Here is a 17,629-nt window from a genome sequence, read left to right on the forward strand (position 1 = left end):
CTGCTTGGGACTTAGGCTAGTATCGCTTAGAAATCTCACTCTTCGGGATTTCGAAGCACCTGGAGAATTGAAATCTTCATCATTAGATCTATTTATTGAATTACTCCGATTTGAAATCCTACGAGCTTGGTTCAGAATTACAAATCCCTGAACAGTTAGAAGTCTATTGGTTTTTAATAAGCTCAAAATCTGTTGCCAGTTTCTCGACAAAGTCCTTTAGTTCATCCCGATAGTGGCATTTTAGTACGGCGAGTCTGTATTTGTACATCGCAAAATAAGAGGTTAGTTGATAGTCTGTAAATCTATCTAGCAAATAGAGTTTTTTTGGATCGGTAGTTCCACAAATGAAAAAGGCAATGTCTGTTTTCTCCGGAATGTGTAGTTTTTTGTTTACTCTAAATCTAAGTTCCAATAGATAATATTCTCCTTTGTCAATCAGTAGGATGACTAGTTTAGGTGATTCCGTCCGTATTGCACAAGAGCGAACCCAATTTCGTGACGGCCTTCTTGGTAGATATACAAGACCATGGGTATTATAATAGTGGATATATTTTTGTGACTGGATAATAGGCTTTGCCTCATGCCACAGCTCCATAAGCAGGCTTCCGTTTTCCTTTTCATCTGAATTGGGAGAGAATTCTGTCTGCCAATTTCTTGATTCAACCGGTGCCAGTTTGCGCATTCTGAAGCAGATCGCATTAAGCTGTTGCTGAGTAGGAGTAATATCTATGGATTGGAGATCATTCTCACTGAGCAAGATCGAGACGTAGGATTTTATCCGTTGCTTATCCTTGGTAGGAATGCCGAGAAATGGAACGAGAAACGGATAATGATTGGAGTGAATGGAGGATAACTTCACATCGGCAATAAAATAACCAATAGCCGGTTCAGAAGAAGGGAGTTCATCCGTCAAAAGTGGGGTAGCGGGCTTCCTTTTAGAATTTTCATTTCCTCTATGCCATTTGATCAGTTTATCGCCCGGCTTGTAGAAGTGGGGATACTTGGGTTTGATATAGATATCCAATCCCATACGATCATTGTATATTTTGAGGAATTTGCTTTTGCCGGTTTTGGGATCAAAGAAATCAGGCCAATAGTACTTTTTGAAGCATTTCTTGCGTCCAAAGTCAAGGAGGGAAAGAAGTCCAAAGTAGGCATAGCGACTTAGGTAACCCGAATCGGTGTCCACATTGCAGCTGACCAAGAGCTCGTGTTGCGTGACTTTTAGGTATATCAGCTTTTCCTGCTCATCCTCCAGCTTGACTCCTAGCGTTAGGATCTCATTTCGGAAATGGATATTTCGAACCTTGATGCTGTAAAAGTAATTCGGTTTTCGAAAATCGGAGTTCAGGTTAAGGGTTTGTTCAGTCAGCTCAAAGGTGCCCTTCTCAAAGGGCAGACGATAGAAGTTTTTTGGATTTGGAATTTGGCTTGCTTTTGTCATGGTTTCAGTCGTTTGCGGTTTGGGAATTGAAATCGGGGACCTCAGTGGCCATAGCTTCCATCTTGTTGGCACACATGGTCTTGGTCAACTCAAAAAGAGCGGAGGCTTTTTTGTAGAGTTTTTCGGCGTCATTTTGGGAAACCTGAAAGTTGGGGGCATAGCGAGCCTGTCCATAGCTGCTTGTGAGAAGGCTGAACAGCTTTTTGTCCTCAGGTCGATCTCCGATCATCAGCTCGTGAGGAGTATCAGAAAAACAACGGGTCAGTCCCAAAAGTCGGTGGAGGTTGTGAAATTCGGAGCGGTAGTCGATATGAACTCGGATCAGAAGAATGCTGGACTGCTCTACTGCCTGATGCATGAGGAATGTTGCGACGTTATACTGTTCCTTTTGAAGACTGGCATGTGCTGACTCCAAAAATCCTCTGGCCAAAGCAGTCCTGTGAAAGAAATGCTTTTCCGCTTTCTCAAGAGTTTTGGCAGGGTCAAGGGAGGGTTTGAATTCGAGATCAAAGAAACCGTCTCTGGTATAGAGCGGCTTACCATGCGCCAATACTGTGGAGAAGAAGCGGTTGTTGGATTCGATTCCTTCTTGGACGGCAGCTTCTCCATGACATAGGATGGTGACCTGACCGTTGTGGTAGTGGGTATTGGCAAAGTCCTGTACCTCATACTCGATGCGGGCTGAGGATTCGGTGCAGACCAGCAGACAATGGTGTTGGTGAATAACTTGCTTGTTGGCGAAGCATCCTGTGATCTCATTTTTGAGCGTTTGGGCTCCAAAAGAGATGATCCGGGTAGGTTGGAATTTTTCGACCAGCAACTGCAGAAAGTTTCTGAAGTGCTCTGCACGGTCTTGATCGGTTCTTGAGATTTTGACTTGCATGGGATTTGGGGGTTAAAGGGGAGAATAACGAACATGAATCAGGTAGCAGGCTTCAAGTAGCTTTTTGAAATAGGTAAAGTCCTCCAGGTATTCTCCTTCGTCTCCGTCAAAGATGGAATAGCTATAAAAAGCCATCTCACGGAGCTGATTCCAGCGTAAAATCCATTTCTTTAGAGACTGTTTCTGGAAAAATACCTTGATGAAAGCCGAGGGGTCGAGGATTTCTTCTAGGCTTAGATTTTTTGGCCCGTATTCGAGGATTTGTAGAGGAAGGAGGGTTTCGGATTCTTTTTTGCACCGGCCTTGAATACAGGAGTCGGCTAGATGGCTCCAGCAAAGCGACTTCTTGTCTATTGGAGGGAATTCCTGCAGGTGGATGCCGGCATAGATGACTTGGAGTATAAGTTGACCGGAATAGATCAGTGCGTTGGGAGGAGTTTTCTCGAAATCAATTTCATGTTCAAATACAGCCAGTTGTATTTCTTCGATTTTTTTAATCCAGTAAGAGATGTCAGCTACACTTTGAAGGACATAGTTTAAAGTGACAAAAGCCTGGTGCTGATTTTTACATCGAAAGGCCTTGCGGCAGGTGCTGAATGTGTTTTCCATCGTTCGATCATTTTTGTGCGTTTGGTCGCTCCTTTCGGAGGAATTGTGCATCCAAATTGATGATCTTCAGTGGGATAGGGTATTCTAAGAAAGAATAGCTTAGAAAGGATTTGGAATAAATTATTCTTGCAAAAAAAACATCTACAATTCTTTCATGAAGAGAAATCTAGGTTAGAAAGCTCATGCAGATTTTCGTCTACAGGCCACGGACTACGGTCAACTCATATGATTAGATAAACCTATATCGTCCGTCCCGATGGGACTTTGCCAGACTGGGTTAACATCAAATTCCCCAGAGGTTGAAACCTCTGGCAAGAAGATGGATCGTCCCGCTGGGACTGTAATGGAAAAATGCCGTAGGCATGACCGATACTATAGCCAGCCATTTCAATGGCTGGAAAGAATGATTGATTGAGAATTCCAGTAAATGCCGTAGGCATGGCCGATATAGCAGGGGCTGGCAAACCCTCATCGCTGCAATAATTTTGCGCCGCAGCGTCAACAAAGTCCGAAATGGTAAAAGAATTAGAGACAGCAAATGTCTTGATTCGTGTGGACATACTTGGATATAATCATCCAGCAGAATATCTTAGTTTAGTGAATTCGGCAGAAATTCTTAATTTCCCTTTCTAAACACTTCACCTAATGAACGAAAAGATCCACCACGGCAGAAATATCAAGCGCTTCAGGGAAATGATGGGCATCAAGCAGGAGGCCTTGGCCTTTGAGCTGGGGGAGGACTGGTCCCAGAAGAAAATCAGCCAACTCGAGCAAAAGGAGGAAGTGGAGGATGAGTTACTTCGCCAGGTGGCTGAGATCTTGAAGGTTCCTGCTGAGGCTGTGAAAAACTTTTCTGAAGATGAAGCAATGCATATTTTCAATAATTCTTTTGAAAGTCACGATAGCTCTACTTTGAATGCGGTGAATAATTATTGTTCCTTCAATCCATTGGATAAATTAATGGAAGCGATGGAGGAAAATAAGAAGCTCTATGAGCGGCTTTTGGAATCAGAAAGGGAAAAGGTAGAAATTTTGAAGGGGATAGTGGGGAAGTGAGTTTTCTTCATACTTCTGTGATTTGAAAGCTGGAGGGTGTACAACAAAGCCTAATCCGACGCCAATTTGGTAACTGATCGAGAAAAAATATACTACTGTTAGATTTGAGAATTATGGAAAATTTGATTTTCAAGGACTGGTATGAATCCTTTAAGGGAATTTCAAACCTTATAGATTTTCATGAAAGGAAAATGGAGATTTTTAATGTGGATGGAATTCTTTTGTCTAGTCTGGTTTTATCAAAAAGTATAGATTCTGTATTTGAACTATCTGAGCTATTTAGTAAAAATGCTGAAATAGGTAATTACTTGTATTTTGTGGGATTAAATGGCTATGATAATAGAAAATATTTATGGAGATAAAAATCTGTTGGTAGTAGAAGTTTAATAAATAAGATTCTTGGTTATTTGTAATTAATTGCATCTAAAATACAATTAAACCCTTCTTCCAGTGATGGTTTTTCATAACGGCTTAAATAACCTTCATGAGAAATGACCCATTTTGAATGTTCCCCTTGTGGTTTTTGTGATAGTGGTCTATTGAGAGTTTCGTCATTTCCTTGCCCAAAATCAATTGCGACTAATTTCTGTCCATAGGTTCTCGCATAGGACTTATATTTCTTTCGACTGTTTCTACAAATGTTATTTCCGTCAATAACCACCATTTCTCCTTTGGAAAGATGTTTATGCAATTCTGAATAAAACTTTTCTTCTCGGTCTTCACTTGATAGTTGATGCCATTCATCTGGGCAAATGATTATTTCTTTATTTTTGAATTTCTCTTTTCTGTATGTAGTTTTTCCAGTAGCTATGTTTCCTATTAAAATTATTAGCATTTTAAGTTTCAATTTATTTAGTTGGAATACATTACAATCTTAATTTTGAAGGATCGGTTTATTTGATGTTTTAGTGTTTTTGTGTCAATGAAAATTATCCCTGATAGTTAGAAAAACGAAACTGAATTTCTTGAGTCAATATTTGTTATTGTCAAAAAGTGATTTACTTATGTGTTTGGGGACTCAATGCATAGATTTATTAATTAAAGTATTCTTCGTGTAAATCGTTAAATAAACCATTGAAAAGGTTTTCAATTTCAATTTCTGATAATTTTAACCTATGTTGATTTCTTTTAAACGTTTCCTTGTAATTATTAATCATTAAAACCAATTCATTTTGAGCCATCTGAATATTGAATAGATCAAATGGTCCATCTATTTCTTTTACCTTTTTATCTAATGCTTTTCGAATCTTTGCAGTGGCAATTTTTTTAACTTCTAGAATATTGGAATTATCCATTGAATTGGATGGATAATCAATATTTTGAACATTTGAAAAAGATATAAGTCTGTCAATCTCTTCCTTCATTAATACAATTTCGTTTTCAATCTGTCTTTTTAAATTATCTCTTTTGTATTTTAACTTCTTGAGTTCATTATTTAGATTTTGAGTAGCAGCATCTATCTCATGCATTTTTTTAAGTTTTGATCTAAAGGGTTTCCAAGATTTAACATTATCTAAAGATTGTTTTGCTTCTTGAAATGAATAGTCAGTATATGACGAAAAAATAACAGAGTAGTCGAAACATTTGTAATACTTTACGGAATCAGTAGTGTCAATTTTAGAAAGTTCATCAATATTAACTGATAAGTAATATTCTAAATTTTCTTCTCTCGAATTGATTTTTATGTCTAAGGATTGAGCAAGCTCAAATATCTTTTGACTTTCTTTATATAGTTGATTGTTAATATCTACTAGATTGTAAAATTTTTTTAGAATCAAGATAATTTCTATAATTCTACTTAGAATTTTTGTGTATTCTGACTTTAAGGAAAAAGAGTTTATTGATTTATATGAATAGGTTTTTGTTTTGCTAATATACTCATGGTGTGTAAAGTCTATAGCGTCTAATATTTTTGCAAAAGACATGTATGTAAACTCACTCGTTATTTTCCATTTATTTTCATCATTGATAGCTGAAGAGCTATTTATGACATTCATCTTATGATAGTTTTCTAGTACTAATTTACAAGCATAATCAGTCTTTATGAAACAAGAGTTAGATAATTCTTTGTGAATGTTTGTTCCAACAGAGTTTAAGAGAATAGCAAATCCGTTTGAAGAGGAATATGGATCTTGGCCTCTCTCAACCTTTTCAATAATATTTGATATCTCATTGTAATACATTAAATCCTCCATATGTTTGTAATTAACGAGTCTGGAATGCTTTTTAATTTTCGGGTTCTGTAAGAAATGATAGTATTATAGATGGTTCCAGTTGTAGTAGTTGCATTTTAAGTGGTTTTTGGATTAATTTGATTGATATTACTGACTATTATGCCAATCTATAAACTTAGATAAATCAGAGGTTGTTAATACCCCTGTGTTTTTAGCATTATTAGGAAAAATTATATCTACTTCTCCAGTTAAAGAAAGATTAACAAGATATGGCCTTTCCCCAACCTTGCCATATCTAAAATCAGTTGATATTAGTTTTCCAGAGTTATTCTCCAATATAGTTTTAGTATTATATCCAAGGTTAATTAAATCTTTCTTAGTTGTCATGATAGTTTTTTTATTTCTGATTAAATTACAGACCTCTATTCCTCCATCAAGGAACGCAAATGTCGAGGGCATCCCCGAATTCGACGTAGTCAAGTTAATGCATGGGGTGTGTTAGTTTTCAACTATACTCTTCTATTCCTCCCAGTTTGTATTTGGCTAGTGGTTTCAATTTATCATTAATCTTCATTATTTAGCACTCTATGCCCTGAATATTTTTTTCTTGGTAAATTCCCTGAGACCTCTTCACCAAAAACGGAATAATGAATGGCCTTTTAAGAGTACAAGATGAGGTAATATGCATCCCAAGTGCTAAGCATTTTTGAGAAGTAAGTAGTCGTGTCGATATTCTTGAGAGCTAAGACTTTTTGCTCAGATGGATCGTCCAAAATTCTTTTTTGGTTGTAAGGAGGAGATACCTATGAAGCAATAATTCCAATCAAATTTTTATCACAATTACTCGGATTTAAAATCTTATGAGCCGCTGCGTCTAAACAAAGGATGTTTTTTATTTCTTATTCAACTTCAATACCGTAATCTCCGGCCATATCCCCACCCGGCCAGGAAAGGCCAAGAATCCAAATCCACGGTTGACATGTAAGTATTGGCCTAGTTCTTCGTACAGTCCAGCCCATTTAGGATAGCGAAGGGAGGCCGGGCTCCATTTGATAAAACCGGGGATCTCGATCCCAAACTGCATTCCGTGGGTATGTCCACTCAAGGTGAGATGGATAAATTTGGGGAAATTTTTCACCTGCTCATCAAAGTGGGAAGGATCGTGGCTCATCAGGATTTTAAAGCTTTTATCGCTTAGGTTTGCTGCGGCTTTCTGTAAGTCTCCGTATTGCCCAAATACTTTACCCCAATTCTCCACCCCGATCAGGTCAATTTTTCAAGATAATTTTTGAACTCTAATGCTTATATTTGTGTATCTTATTGTGTATACAAATATTAAAAACCATGGTTGTAGTAAGCACTAGAGAATTTCGCCAAAATCTCAAAAAATATTTGGATTTGATTGATAAGAATGAGCGGGTTATCATTCAGAGAGGCAAGGATAAAATTTATGAACTATCAAACAATGTGAAAAATGATCGCTTCTTTGATGATCCTGCAATTCAAGAGCGGATATCAAAAAGCATTCAGTCCTACAATGAAGGTAAAACGGTAAAGTTAACTGACGATCAATTGAAGGAACTTCTTGGCTTATGATTTTTGAGATTGTTTTCACTTCAGAAGCATTGGAAGATATTGAGAAACTAAAGAAAACTGGCAACAAAATTCTAATAAAGAAGCTGTTCACATTAATCCAAGAACTAAAAGTACACCCCGAAACAGGCAAGGGTAAACCCGAAAAACTTAAATACTACCAGCAGAACACCTGGTCGAGAAGGATCGACAGAAAGCACAGGCTTGTTTACCTCATAGACGGTTCTAAGATTGTAGTAACGGTTTTAGGTGCTTATGGCCATTATGACGATAAATAAAGCTCATCTTCCACTGTTTATTTTTATGGTCGCATTGAATCTAACATTTTGATAATTGTGCCAGTTTGGCTTAGCCGAAAATAACCCCGTCTTGTCGGGTAGGCAAAAGGCCAAGACTCCAGCAAAGCTTCATACTAACCTCACCTAAAAATACCCTCAAGCCTAGACTACTGCTTCCTCTTCAACTTCAACACCGTAATCTCTGACCAGATTCCGACCCGACTAGGAAAGGACAAAAAACCAAACCCACGGTTGACATGGAGGTAGCGGCCTAGTTCTTCGTATAGTCTGGCACATTTTGGGTATTGGAGATAAGCCTTTCCCCTCTTGATAAATCCGGGTAATAATCCTTTGCTTTACGAACGGCTGTATGCAGCCTGTGCCAAGAAGCAGGAGACGGTGGTCATAAATATGTGAGGCGCAGCGTGAGCTTTACAGCTCACTGTCGTCCATTCTACCTGCAAAGTGTTTTTTACATCTGAAGACTCAAATTGATTTTAGCTCCCAAAGCATTAAAGATTCGCATCACGGTCTCAAAAGTTACATTTCCGGTGCTATTTTCCAATCTTGATATTTGAGCTTTTTTTACACCTACCAACTCTCCCAGTTGTTCTTGTGTTAGTTTTCGTTCTTTACGGGCAGTTTTAATCATATCTCCTATGAGTTCAAGTTTTAATTCAAACTCATATTCATCTCTTTCTTTTGCGCCCTTTTCCCCGATTAAAAGGTCTTCTGCTTCGTCTAATTTGTAGCTCTTCATCTCTTTTTACTTTTTAGGTAATTCGTTCTAATCTTGTCGGCTTTCTCAATTTCGTTATATGTAAACTATTTAAAGGTTTTAACACGTACTTCTTTCCCGAGATTCGGGGTAAGGTAGTGGGATAGCCTGATTCGTCCTAAAAAAGTATACAGATTTTAGACACCTCCTAGGTGACACGGATTACAAATTCCAACCAACAGATACTACTTCCTCCTCAACTTCAGCACCGTAATCTCCAGCCAAATCCCAACCCTGCCTGGAAAGGCCAAAAATCCAACCCCACGGTTTACATGTAAAGATTAGGGAATAAGTGGTTTTCTGAACTATCTACAAGCTTTATTGAATAAACCAATCCAAATATTCTTTGATTCTCGTCCCTAGATAATAGGGTAGATTAAGCAGTCTATAAGCTTTACCCGAAGGAGTAGATGTCTCTTCGATTCTCAATTCACCTCCATAGATCCTTATGGCAAAACCATGGTCACAGGCATCGATAAATTGATGTAGCGAGCGAAGAGAACCTGTGGCACCGGATTTGATTTCAATAGGTATAGCCCAGCCTTGATATGGGATTACCAAATCTACTTCTGCACTGGACTGCCTTTTCTCACGCACCCAAAAGTTAGGTTTGTGATCGGTCAGGTGGGTGGTCGAGATTAATTCTTGCGTGATAAGATGGGGAATCAGCGCACCTTTATAGGCTTGGCTCAAGTCTTCCATCCGCAGCATCTGCCCCTGTATACCTAGGGAATAGTTGATCAAGCCAGTGTCAAGGAATTGGATTCGGGGAGATTTTTTCAAGTCGGGTTGAAGCGGTGGAGCTAGATCTGTAGTTGGGTAAATCAACCGCATGACCTTCGCTTCTTCCAGAATGCGGAAAGATTCTCCGATTTCTCTAGACCTGTAATTGGAATTGCCGAAGCCTTGGAATTTGACACGTTGATCTAAGGCTACATATGCCGAATTCATCAAATGGCGGATGATTTTACGCTCATTTTCATTGCTGCTGTACTTTTCAATATCTGATTTATAAGCACTCCAAATACTTTCATAAATGGGCGGCAAGTCGGCAAGATTTTGCTTTTCTACATCTGCTTTGATGATTTCGGGCATCCCGCCTATGATGGCATAACGATGAAATAAATTCATCAACGTCTTATGGGCAAAGGGTTTTAACGGTACTTGTGTGAATTGTTCCAATGCAGCTTTTTGGCCAATGGCCTCGAGGTACTCATGGAAATTCATCGGGTAGAGATACAGAAATTCAACCCTTCCCACAGGAAAACTCTTGACTTCTTTTAAGGCGAATTCTAAAAGTGATCCGGCTGCGATGATGGGCATTTCAGGCATTTCCTCATAAAAATAGCGGAGCAATTGTATGGACTTGGGAGATTCCTGAATTTCATCTAGAAAAAGTAACGTATTAGAAAGATTGGTTGATGGTAAATTCTTGCTGACCAATATCGCCTCAACGATTGTTTTGACATCATCGAAGTCTTCGAAGAAAGACCGGTCACTCATTTTTTCGAAGTTTAGCAAAATCGCATTCGGGAAGCTTTTTGCGAAATGCTTGACCAGAGTTGTCTTTCCAACCTGTCGGGCGCCCCGTATAATAAGTGGCTTCCTTTCTGATTTTGATTTCCAGGATATTAATGTGTTGTAAATCTGTCTATTGAAGCTCATTTATGATTTGTGTTGTCACAAAGTAAAGGTATTTTTTGTAATTTTTTGTAACAAAGTAATGGTAAATTTAGTAATTACTGTCTCAAAGTAAGGGCATTTTTCATAAAATTTCGTAACAAAGTCAGGGCAAATGATAGTTGGGCGATAGCCATCCTTAGTCTGCGTAGTGTTGGGATGGAATTGGGAATCCCACTTGATTTGGGCATGGGAATTATCTAAGCTTTTATCTCATATACCTGAATCTGTAATCCTTGATGTATGCTTAGGGAAGCAAATATGGACAGTCAGAGGAGTCTAAAGGAATGTAGCTTTTATTTCTTTTTAAGTTTCAGCACCGTAATCTCAGGCCAAATGCCAACCCGACCAGGGAAGGCCAAGAATCCAAATCCACGGTTGACATGTAAGTATTGGCCTAGTTCTTCATACAGTCCAGCCCATTTCGGATAGCGAAGAGAAGCCGGGCTCCATTTGATAAAACCGGGGATCTCGATCCCAAACTGCATTCCGTGGGTATGTCCACTCAAGGTGAGATGGATGAGTTGGGAGAAATTTTTCACCTGCTCATCAAAATGTGAAGGATCGTGGCTCATCAAGATTTTAAAGCTTTTATCGCTGAGATTTGCTGCGGCTTTCTGTAAGTCTCCGTATTGCCCAAATCCCTTTCCCCAATTCTCTACACCAATCAGGTCTATGCTGGCTCCGGATTTTGTGATTTTTACATGTTCGTTGCGTAAGAGGGTAAAGCCTAATTCTTCCTGGATTTCGTAGAGACGCTGCAGATTCGCTTCTTTGGCCTCCTGACTTGGCCAAGATATATAGTCCCCATAGTCATGGTTTCCTAAAATGGAATACTTTCCCATGGGGGCTTTCAGCTTTTTGAACGTGTCAATCCAGGGTTCCATTTCTTTCGCTTGGTTGTTGACCAGATCTCCGGTAAATAGGATCACATCTGATGCTTGTTGGTTGATCAGATCAATGCCGTATTCCAGTTTCTTTTTATTGTCAAAACTTCCGGAATGGATGTCTGAGATCTGGGTGATCGTAAAGCCGTCAAATTCTACTGGCAGATCGTCAAATTCCAGGGTATGATTGATTACTCGGTAGCGGTATTTGCCTACCAAAACCCCGTGCAGGATTCCCAGAAATGGAACTGTGGATAGTGCTAAGGCGGCTTGGCTGACAAATTTTCTGCGATCCGGAAGAAAATCGCCTTCCTGATTGCCGGCGACAGAATAAAATATTCCCGTAAGAAAACGTAAGATATCTTCTCCAAACATAAAGCCCAGAACGATGAGTTTTGGGATCAATGACAAAACCAATAGGGAGATCATTCTTCCGAAGTTCGGACCGGGATTACCCCGGCTGAAGATCAGAAATCCATAGGCTACAAAGAGATAAACGAAAACAGAAAAGATCCAAAATCCGATCTTAATCCAGTTTTGCTCGGGAAATACGGTTTTAAAAGCCTGATAAGAATACCAGTCGATTAGAAATACGAAGACTAGGAGGATTACAATGCGGATCAATGGCGGAAGATTTTTTAAAACCAGAAAATATAAGATGACTAGCCGAGAGCTAAGGCAAACTAGTGCTATGCGTAAAATGTGTGGGGTAAACCTGACAGGTTTTGACTTAACACATTACTAGGATAAACCCTGTACGTAAAAACCACCTTCTTGGCTGAAATAGATGCAAGAATTTCTGCATCAAAAGTGGATAGGCAGGGTAGTCATTCTTGATGCTATAGTCTAATTTCTTTTTATGAAGAATAATTGATTATCGGCTAGTAAAAAGTTTACTGCAATACACTATCGGGTAAACACTGCATTGAGGTTACTCCTGTCTTTCGGGCAGGTGGGGAAGACGCCGGGTAAGCAAAGGAATTATGATAACTGGGATCGTTTGGGACAATCATATATTTCATTATTTCAACTCCTGACGATACTTTCATTTCTCTTTTTTGTTTCTTTGCGCCTGAAATAGTTGGAAGTCAGCCTAACATACCTATGAGACAGTTACTCCTCAGACCCGGAGCGGAAGAATTATCCTATGAGATTCGTGGAATCGTCAAGAAAGCACGTCAAGTAGAAGCATTGGGCTACTCAATGACCTGGGAAAATATCGGCGATCCTATCCAAAAGAGCAACCATGTGCCGGACTGGATGAAGGAGATCATTGCCGATCTGTTGAAGGAGGATAAGACCTATGGATATGCGGATTCTAAAGGTGTGCTGGAAACACGTAAGTTCCTCGCGGATCTTACCAACGAACGGGGAGGCGCGCAGATCACAGCGGAAGATATTCTGTTCTTTAATGGTCTAGGGGATGCTATCGCCAAGTTATACCAGTTTTTGATTCCTACAGCTAGGATTATTGGCCCTTCTCCTGCATATAGTACCCATAGTTCTGCCGAGGCAGCACATGCCAATGCTGCCCCGATTACCTATAAGCTTGATCCGGACAATCAGTGGCTTCCGGATATGGAGGATTTGTATTTGAAAGTCAGGTATAATCCGTCCATAGTCGGAATCTTGATTATCAATCCGGATAATCCTACAGGGATGGTATATCCTCGAGAGGTTTTGGAGGCTTTTGTGAAAATTGCAGAGGAATTTAACCTGCTTTTGATCACAGATGAGATCTACCGGAATATTACTTATAATGGAATTACAGCTGTTCCATTGGCTGAGGTAATCGGCGATAGACCTGCGATTTCCCTAAAAGGAATTTCTAAAGAATTCCCATGGCCTGGATCTAGATGTGGCTGGATGGAATTTTATAATAGGGAATCTTCCAAGGAGTTTTCCAAGCTTTGCCAGACACTGGAAAATGCCAAAATGATCGAGGTTTGCTCTACTATTTTGCCGCAGCTGGCTATACCTAAAATCATGAAGCACCCCGCTTACTTCAAGTATAGAGAGGAAGCAAATGCCCAGATCGGAAAGCGAAGCGACTGGATGCGGGAGATTTTGGGTGATATCCCGGGAATCAAGTTTAATCCCACGCAAGGAGCTTTTTATAATACCATAGTATTTGAAGAAGGGGTGTTGAAGCAAGATCAGTTTCTGTCCATAAAAGATGAGAAACTGAAAGGATTGTTGGATTCTTGGTTGGAAGAAAGGGACATGCCTTTGGACAAGCGCTTTGTTTATAATCTATTGGCTGCCGAGCAGATTTGCGTGGTGCCTATTTCTTCCTTCTGTTCAGATCTGAGGGGATTCCGTGTGACGCTCTTGGAGGAAAATGAGGAGGTGTTTAAGAGTACTTTCAGGAGACTTGGCAGGGCGATTGAGAGTTATTTGAGGTCTTGATACCCACCCCCCGAGGGTTCTAAAACCCTCGGGGGGTTGTAAAATTAGTTATTTTTCAGCGGTGTCAAATTTTAATTCAATTGATGTTTTGTGAGCAGAAATCATTTCTTCTTTTCCTCCAAACCATTCTATGACTTTTTCTCTTTCCAGCAAGGTTTGTTTTTCAGAAAAAAAGGCATTCCAGGAACTATAGTGCCATTTAGAGAAATCTTTCACAAATCCATGATGAGATGGATTTTGATGAATATAAGTGACACATCTCGTAAAGTATGAGTCACTGTCTATTTTTTTTCTTTTCAGATTAGACATGAATAAGCTCCCTTTTCTATGGTATTTCTTATTGTAGGATTGGCAGTAACAATTAAGAAGATTAGAAAAGGCTTTGCTCGTGGATGATGCTGGGTCTTCATTTACCTGAATCAAAAAGTGGAAATGATTTGGCATGAGGCAATAGGCGAAAGTCTTTACTACGGGGGATAAATAGAAGGAATACTTCGACAGGAAAAAATAGTAATTCTCATCTTCTCGAAAAATGTTTTCCATCCCATTTGCATGAGTCCATACATGGTAATATCCACCTGGTTCAAATGGTATTGTAGGTCTTGGCATAGTAAAAGTTACTAAACTGAATAATTATTGATAACCCTTCAAGGGACTTAAAGCCCTTGAAGGGTCTTTCTTCCTTTCAATGGTCTCTCACTTTAATCTTTGCATCCGGGATGATGATTTCTTCTTCTAAAGTTTTTTTAGGAAAAACTGACAGATCAGGCTGCCCGGCATTTACCCAGGCGGTAAACCAAAAATCCGCAATCATTTTGATGGATTTTTTCATTTGACGTTCAATTTGGCCATTTAGAGCAAGAGCATAGGCCTCTGTGAATTCTCGCGAATAAACGCGAACGGTTAAATTGTTCCGTTCTTCATAACTGTATTTCCGGTCGGGGGAAAAGTTTTGCGTCAATTCCCTTTCTACCATCAGCACGCTATCCACTTTTCCATGGGCTTCCGCCACGGCATCCCATAGTGCCAACTGGGGCTTTTCCACATATTCCGCTTGCCCGACCCATAGCGGATAATCCTTTGCCTGAAGCTCTGGAACACGGCTTTCCCAGAAACCATGTATTCCGATTTGATCGGTCAGCTGGCCATTATAATTTACCGTAGTGTGTAGCGGGACATTCAGATCGCCTATATAATGCCCCAAGTCAGCAGAGAGCCTCAAAATAGCGGCTGAGTTTTTTGATTCGAAGGCTTTTGTAAGATTTAGGAAGGTGAAATAAGCAGACCATGGGCCGATTCCATTTGCCCGAAGACTGTCTTCTGTGAGTTTTTCTACTGCCTCATTCCAGTATTTTGGCAAAATCTGAAGCGCAGAATCCCCATAAAAATCCAGATCGATAAAATGCTTTTCAGCTTCACCTTTTACCGCATATCTTCTTCGGTCAGGATTTACTGCATTTTCAGTAATGTATTGGATCTGAGGTTTATAAAACCCAATCATTTCCTCCGGAAGTGAAAAGACGGCAAGCCTGTTTATCAAGGCATGTGCGTAGAATCCCCAGTAACCTGTAGAATCGGAAATAAAAAAAGGCCAAAATATCCAGATTAGAAAAAATCTCATTCTTAAAAATAATCAAAATGTTTAGGATGTATATACTTCAATATAAGCTATATTTGCGCAAATATAGGAGCAAACGCCAAATTATTGAATCCAAAGAAGACTGATTACCATAGGAATGTTTAAAATTCCTTTGGCAGTATTAATAAATTACAATAACTTTGCACTCCGATTCGGAATAGGGACACGTAAAGAAATTCAATTAATATCAAGATATGGCAAATCACAAATCAGCTCTGAAGAGAATTCGTGCTAACGAAGCTAAGCGTTTGAGAAACAGATATCAGGCTAAAACAACTAGAACTTTCATCAAAAGATTGAAAGCAACTACTGATAAAGTAGAAGCTTCTGAGCTTTACAAAAAAGTATCTTCTATGTTGGACAAGTTGGCTAAGAAGAATGTGATTCACAAGAACAACGCAAGTAACAAAAAATCAAGATTGGCAAAGTTCGTATCCGCACTAGGTTGATCTTTTAAGATTTTATTTCTCTAAAACCCTGCTAGACGGGGTTTTTTTTATGCCTTGAAGTAATTAAATTCATAGCTCACTTTTTTTGACCACTATGAATACTTACTCTTCGATCAAAATTTCCCAGCTTGCAGAAGAAGACCGGCCTCGCGAAAAACTTCTCATCAAAGGTAGATCGGCTCTGACTGATGCGGAGCTTATTGCCATATTAATCGGTTCCGGCACTCCTTCAGTGAGTGCTGTGGATCTCTCCAAGCATATTCTTGCCGGTATAAATTATGACCTGAGAGCACTAGCAAAGCTCTCCATCCAAGATTTGAAAAAATTTAAGGGGATAGGGGAAGCTAAGGCTATTTCCATTATTGCCGCCATGGAACTGGGACGAAGAAGGAAAGATTCGGAGCCCGTAACAAAACCACGCATTACCTCTTCTCAGGATATTTATGAACTGATGAGATCTGATTTGCTGGACGAACAAATAGAACATTTTTATCTCATCTTGCTCAATAGGGGCAATCAAGTCGTCAAAAAACAGCGGATTTCCCAAGGAGGTACTGCGGGTACCGTCGTGGATGTCAAGATAGTCTTCAAACTTGCGCTTGAGCATCTGGCACAGTCCATCATCCTCGTTCATAATCATCCAAGTGGCAACCTTGGTCCTTCGGACCAAGACAAACGGCTTACCCGGCGGTTGGTCACAATAGGCAGGGAATTGGATTTGCCGGTGTTGGATCATGTGATTTTTACAGATGTTGGCTACTTTAGCTTCGCCGATGAGGGCATACTCTGATGCGATAAAATCGAGCCTGCCCGAGGCTATCCCCATTTTCTTCGTCACGGGATAGATTATGGCCTGGAAATAGAAATTATCAACACATGAAAAATAACACGATTATACTTCTGATTGTCTCCGTGGTGGTTTTAGCTGCGGTGGTTTATACACTGACAGGTGCTGAGAGTCCCGAGGATTACATTGAAAGGATTGAGAAAGAACGTGAGAAGCAGTTTAAATTCCTCCGTTTTGAATTTGATTCGCCTCTGACAGAAGAGCAAAAATTGAATTTTGCAAAATTGAATTTTTATCCGATTGACCCTACCTACAAAGTGAAAGCGAGACTTTTGCCGATCGAAGAAAGGAAAGTGAGGGAGGTGCCATTGACGGATGGAAGTAAGGAGAAATACATTGAGCATTCTTGGGCAGAGTTTGAACTGAGCGGTAAGACTGAAAAGCTTTTGCTATTGCAGGCAATCAATGAACCGGATAAGCGAAATTTCTTTTTGGCATTTGCGGACAAAACCAGTGCGGGGGAAACTTACGGTGGCGGCAGATATATCAATGCCCGTCAGGATGGTAAAAACAGCATTACCCTAGATTTTAACATGGCTTATAATCCTTACTGCGCTTATAATCCGGATTACGCCTGTCCACTCCCCCCCAAAGAAAACTTACTGGAGATCCCAATTCCCGTGGGCGAGAAAAATTACGGGAAATAGCCTTTCCGCCTAGCTCAAATCTCTTAAATTTGTACGTACTATTAAATAAAAAGGGGTTTTCGAACCCCTTTTGTATATCTCGCAGATCATTTGGTTTGCTTTATTAGGAATGACTTATGAAATCGAGCCTGCCTGAGGCATACAGGCATGACTCAAGTGTCACATACTGAGATGATAATCTTGCGACCTGACTGAAGGCAGGCAGGGGTTCCGTAGCCTGCTCCGACTAATCGGGGGTGACTGCTAAAAAAGAAAT

General features: G+C 39.8%; 20 protein-coding genes and 1 pseudogene. 8 read left to right on the forward strand and 13 right to left on the reverse strand.

What is annotated here, in order from left to right:
* Window positions 1–163: 163 nt before the first annotated feature.
* From ID165_RS25900 to ID165_RS25915, 4 genes are all read right to left on the reverse strand, one after another.
* Window positions 164–1,444 (reverse strand): hypothetical protein, encoded by a 1,281-nt coding sequence (locus ID165_RS25900; protein WP_192348270.1) that lies wholly within the window; start codon window positions 1,442–1,444, stop codon window positions 164–166.
* 4 nt (window positions 1,445–1,448) lie between these two features.
* A complete protein-coding gene (locus ID165_RS25905; RefSeq protein ID WP_192348271.1) occupies window positions 1,449–2,327 on the reverse strand; it encodes a HEPN domain-containing protein in 879 nt (292 codons plus the stop codon).
* A 12-nt stretch (window positions 2,328–2,339) separates the two neighbouring features.
* Window positions 2,340–2,936: a hypothetical protein gene (locus ID165_RS25910; RefSeq protein ID WP_192348272.1), complete on the reverse strand. Its 597-nt coding sequence runs from the start codon at window positions 2,934–2,936 to the stop codon at window positions 2,340–2,342.
* Between the two features lie 239 nt (window positions 2,937–3,175).
* The gene (locus ID165_RS25915) at window positions 3,176–3,496 is read right to left on the reverse strand and encodes a hypothetical protein (protein WP_192348273.1); all 321 of its coding nucleotides are present in this window, start codon (window positions 3,494–3,496) and stop codon (window positions 3,176–3,178) included.
* Window positions 3,497–3,581: 85 nt separating this feature from the next.
* Between ID165_RS25915 and ID165_RS25920 the strand changes: the two genes are divergently transcribed.
* Both ID165_RS25920 and ID165_RS25925 read left to right on the forward strand, forming a co-directional pair.
* Window positions 3,582–3,992: a helix-turn-helix transcriptional regulator gene (locus ID165_RS25920; RefSeq protein WP_192348274.1), complete on the forward strand. Its 411-nt coding sequence runs from the start codon at window positions 3,582–3,584 to the stop codon at window positions 3,990–3,992.
* A gap of 113 nt (window positions 3,993–4,105) precedes the next feature.
* Window positions 4,106–4,354 (forward strand): hypothetical protein, encoded by a 249-nt coding sequence (locus ID165_RS25925; protein ID WP_192348275.1) that lies wholly within the window; start codon window positions 4,106–4,108, stop codon window positions 4,352–4,354.
* Window positions 4,355–4,395: 41 nt separating this feature from the next.
* Here the strand turns inward: ID165_RS25925 and ID165_RS25930 are convergent, their stop codons facing one another.
* The 4 genes and pseudogenes from ID165_RS25930 to ID165_RS25945 form a co-directional block, all read right to left on the reverse strand.
* Window positions 4,396–4,839, reverse strand: a complete 444-nt coding sequence (locus ID165_RS25930; protein WP_225586900.1) for a hypothetical protein — start codon at window positions 4,837–4,839, stop codon at window positions 4,396–4,398.
* A gap of 187 nt (window positions 4,840–5,026) precedes the next feature.
* Window positions 5,027–6,187, reverse strand: a complete 1,161-nt coding sequence (locus tag ID165_RS25935) for a hypothetical protein (protein ID WP_192348277.1) — start codon at window positions 6,185–6,187, stop codon at window positions 5,027–5,029.
* Between the two features lie 126 nt (window positions 6,188–6,313).
* Complete coding sequence (locus tag ID165_RS25940; protein ID WP_192348278.1) at window positions 6,314–6,553, reverse strand: hypothetical protein; 240 nt, start codon at window positions 6,551–6,553, stop codon at window positions 6,314–6,316.
* A 505-nt stretch (window positions 6,554–7,058) separates the two neighbouring features.
* Window positions 7,059–7,439: pseudogene (locus ID165_RS25945) on the reverse strand (metallophosphoesterase); the annotation flags it as partial.
* Window positions 7,440–7,510: 71 nt separating this feature from the next.
* On the opposite strand from ID165_RS25945, the gene ID165_RS25950 reads away from it, so the two are divergent.
* Both ID165_RS25950 and ID165_RS25955 read left to right on the forward strand, forming a co-directional pair.
* On the forward strand, window positions 7,511–7,762 hold the full coding sequence (locus ID165_RS25950; RefSeq protein WP_192348279.1) for a type II toxin-antitoxin system Phd/YefM family antitoxin: 252 nt from the start codon (window positions 7,511–7,513) through the stop codon (window positions 7,760–7,762).
* Window positions 7,759–8,037: a Txe/YoeB family addiction module toxin gene (locus tag ID165_RS25955; RefSeq protein ID WP_192348280.1), complete on the forward strand. Its 279-nt coding sequence runs from the start codon at window positions 7,759–7,761 to the stop codon at window positions 8,035–8,037. Before ID165_RS25950 ends, ID165_RS25955 begins: the two co-directional genes overlap by 4 nt.
* 472 nt (window positions 8,038–8,509) lie before the next feature.
* On the opposite strand, the gene ID165_RS25960 is transcribed toward ID165_RS25955, so the two are convergent.
* The 3 genes from ID165_RS25960 to ID165_RS25970 form a co-directional block, all read right to left on the reverse strand.
* The gene (locus ID165_RS25960) at window positions 8,510–8,797 is read right to left on the reverse strand and encodes a helix-turn-helix domain-containing protein (RefSeq protein WP_192348281.1); all 288 of its coding nucleotides are present in this window, start codon (window positions 8,795–8,797) and stop codon (window positions 8,510–8,512) included.
* Between the two features lie 336 nt (window positions 8,798–9,133).
* The gene (locus ID165_RS25965; protein WP_192348282.1) at window positions 9,134–10,480 is read right to left on the reverse strand and encodes an ATP-binding protein; all 1,347 of its coding nucleotides are present in this window, start codon (window positions 10,478–10,480) and stop codon (window positions 9,134–9,136) included.
* A gap of 311 nt (window positions 10,481–10,791) precedes the next feature.
* Complete coding sequence (locus ID165_RS25970) at window positions 10,792–12,006, reverse strand: metallophosphoesterase (protein ID WP_192348283.1); 1,215 nt, start codon at window positions 12,004–12,006, stop codon at window positions 10,792–10,794.
* Between the two features lie 480 nt (window positions 12,007–12,486).
* Here ID165_RS25970 and ID165_RS25975 point away from each other — a divergent pair, with 480 nt between their 5' ends.
* Window positions 12,487–13,791 (forward strand): pyridoxal phosphate-dependent aminotransferase, encoded by a 1,305-nt coding sequence (locus ID165_RS25975; protein ID WP_192348284.1) that lies wholly within the window; start codon window positions 12,487–12,489, stop codon window positions 13,789–13,791.
* A 48-nt stretch (window positions 13,792–13,839) separates the two neighbouring features.
* On the opposite strand, the gene ID165_RS26820 is transcribed toward ID165_RS25975, so the two are convergent.
* Both ID165_RS26820 and ID165_RS25985 read right to left on the reverse strand, forming a co-directional pair.
* On the reverse strand, window positions 13,840–14,100 hold the full coding sequence (locus tag ID165_RS26820; protein WP_225586901.1) for a hypothetical protein: 261 nt from the start codon (window positions 14,098–14,100) through the stop codon (window positions 13,840–13,842).
* Between the two features lie 376 nt (window positions 14,101–14,476).
* Complete coding sequence (locus tag ID165_RS25985; protein ID WP_225586902.1) at window positions 14,477–15,412, reverse strand: zinc dependent phospholipase C family protein; 936 nt, start codon at window positions 15,410–15,412, stop codon at window positions 14,477–14,479.
* Between the two features lie 212 nt (window positions 15,413–15,624).
* Here ID165_RS25985 and rpsT point away from each other — a divergent pair, with 212 nt between their 5' ends.
* The 3 genes from rpsT (at window position 15,625) to ID165_RS26000 (ending at window position 17,373) form a co-directional block, all read left to right on the forward strand.
* On the forward strand, window positions 15,625–15,879 hold the full coding sequence (gene rpsT, locus ID165_RS25990; protein WP_057937416.1) for a 30S ribosomal protein S20: 255 nt from the start codon (window positions 15,625–15,627) through the stop codon (window positions 15,877–15,879).
* A 94-nt stretch (window positions 15,880–15,973) separates the two neighbouring features.
* Window positions 15,974–16,669 carry a DNA repair protein RadC gene (gene radC / locus ID165_RS25995; protein ID WP_192348286.1) on the forward strand — a complete coding sequence of 232 codons (696 nt, stop codon included), beginning with the start codon at window positions 15,974–15,976 and terminating at the stop codon, window positions 16,667–16,669.
* Between the two features lie 86 nt (window positions 16,670–16,755).
* Entirely contained in the window at window positions 16,756–17,373 is a 618-nt protein-coding gene (locus ID165_RS26000; protein WP_192348287.1) for a DUF1684 domain-containing protein, read from the forward strand.
* The last annotated feature ends 256 nt before the right edge of the window (window positions 17,374–17,629 follow it).

Source organism: Algoriphagus sp. Y33 (assembly GCF_014838715.1).
Lineage (GTDB): Bacteria > Bacteroidota > Bacteroidia > Cytophagales > Cyclobacteriaceae > Algoriphagus.

Bases quoted from the DNA above. Each gene is read 5' to 3' on its own strand.
- ID165_RS26000 (WP_192348287.1), top strand. From the start codon at position 16,756: ATGAAAAATAACACGATTATACTTCTGATTGTCTCCGTGGTGGTTTTA.
- ID165_RS25960 (WP_192348281.1), bottom strand. From the start codon at position 8,797: ATGAAGAGCTACAAATTAGACGAAGCAGAAGACCTTTTAATCGGGGAA.
- ID165_RS25925 (WP_192348275.1), top strand. From the start codon at position 4,106: ATGGAAAATTTGATTTTCAAGGACTGGTATGAATCCTTTAAGGGAATT.
- ID165_RS25950 (WP_192348279.1), top strand. From the start codon at position 7,511: ATGGTTGTAGTAAGCACTAGAGAATTTCGCCAAAATCTCAAAAAATAT.
- ID165_RS25910 (WP_192348272.1), bottom strand. From the start codon at position 2,936: ATGGAAAACACATTCAGCACCTGCCGCAAGGCCTTTCGATGTAAAAAT.
- ID165_RS25915 (WP_192348273.1), bottom strand. From the start codon at position 3,496: ATGTCCACACGAATCAAGACATTTGCTGTCTCTAATTCTTTTACCATT.
- ID165_RS25975 (WP_192348284.1), top strand. From the start codon at position 12,487: ATGAGACAGTTACTCCTCAGACCCGGAGCGGAAGAATTATCCTATGAG.
- ID165_RS25985 (WP_225586902.1), bottom strand. From the start codon at position 15,412: ATGAGATTTTTTCTAATCTGGATATTTTGGCCTTTTTTTATTTCCGAT.
- ID165_RS26820 (WP_225586901.1), bottom strand. From the start codon at position 14,100: ATGTCTAATCTGAAAAGAAAAAAAATAGACAGTGACTCATACTTTACG.
- ID165_RS25965 (WP_192348282.1), bottom strand. From the start codon at position 10,480: ATGAGCTTCAATAGACAGATTTACAACACATTAATATCCTGGAAATCA.
- ID165_RS25935 (WP_192348277.1), bottom strand. From the start codon at position 6,187: ATGGAGGATTTAATGTATTACAATGAGATATCAAATATTATTGAAAAG.
- ID165_RS25900 (WP_192348270.1), bottom strand. From the start codon at position 1,444: ATGACAAAAGCAAGCCAAATTCCAAATCCAAAAAACTTCTATCGTCTG.
- ID165_RS25905 (WP_192348271.1), bottom strand. From the start codon at position 2,327: ATGCAAGTCAAAATCTCAAGAACCGATCAAGACCGTGCAGAGCACTTC.
- ID165_RS25955 (WP_192348280.1), top strand. From the start codon at position 7,759: ATGATTTTTGAGATTGTTTTCACTTCAGAAGCATTGGAAGATATTGAG.
- radC (WP_192348286.1), top strand. From the start codon at position 15,974: ATGAATACTTACTCTTCGATCAAAATTTCCCAGCTTGCAGAAGAAGAC.
- ID165_RS25940 (WP_192348278.1), bottom strand. From the start codon at position 6,553: ATGACAACTAAGAAAGATTTAATTAACCTTGGATATAATACTAAAACT.
- rpsT (WP_057937416.1), top strand. From the start codon at position 15,625: ATGGCAAATCACAAATCAGCTCTGAAGAGAATTCGTGCTAACGAAGCT.
- ID165_RS25920 (WP_192348274.1), top strand. From the start codon at position 3,582: ATGAACGAAAAGATCCACCACGGCAGAAATATCAAGCGCTTCAGGGAA.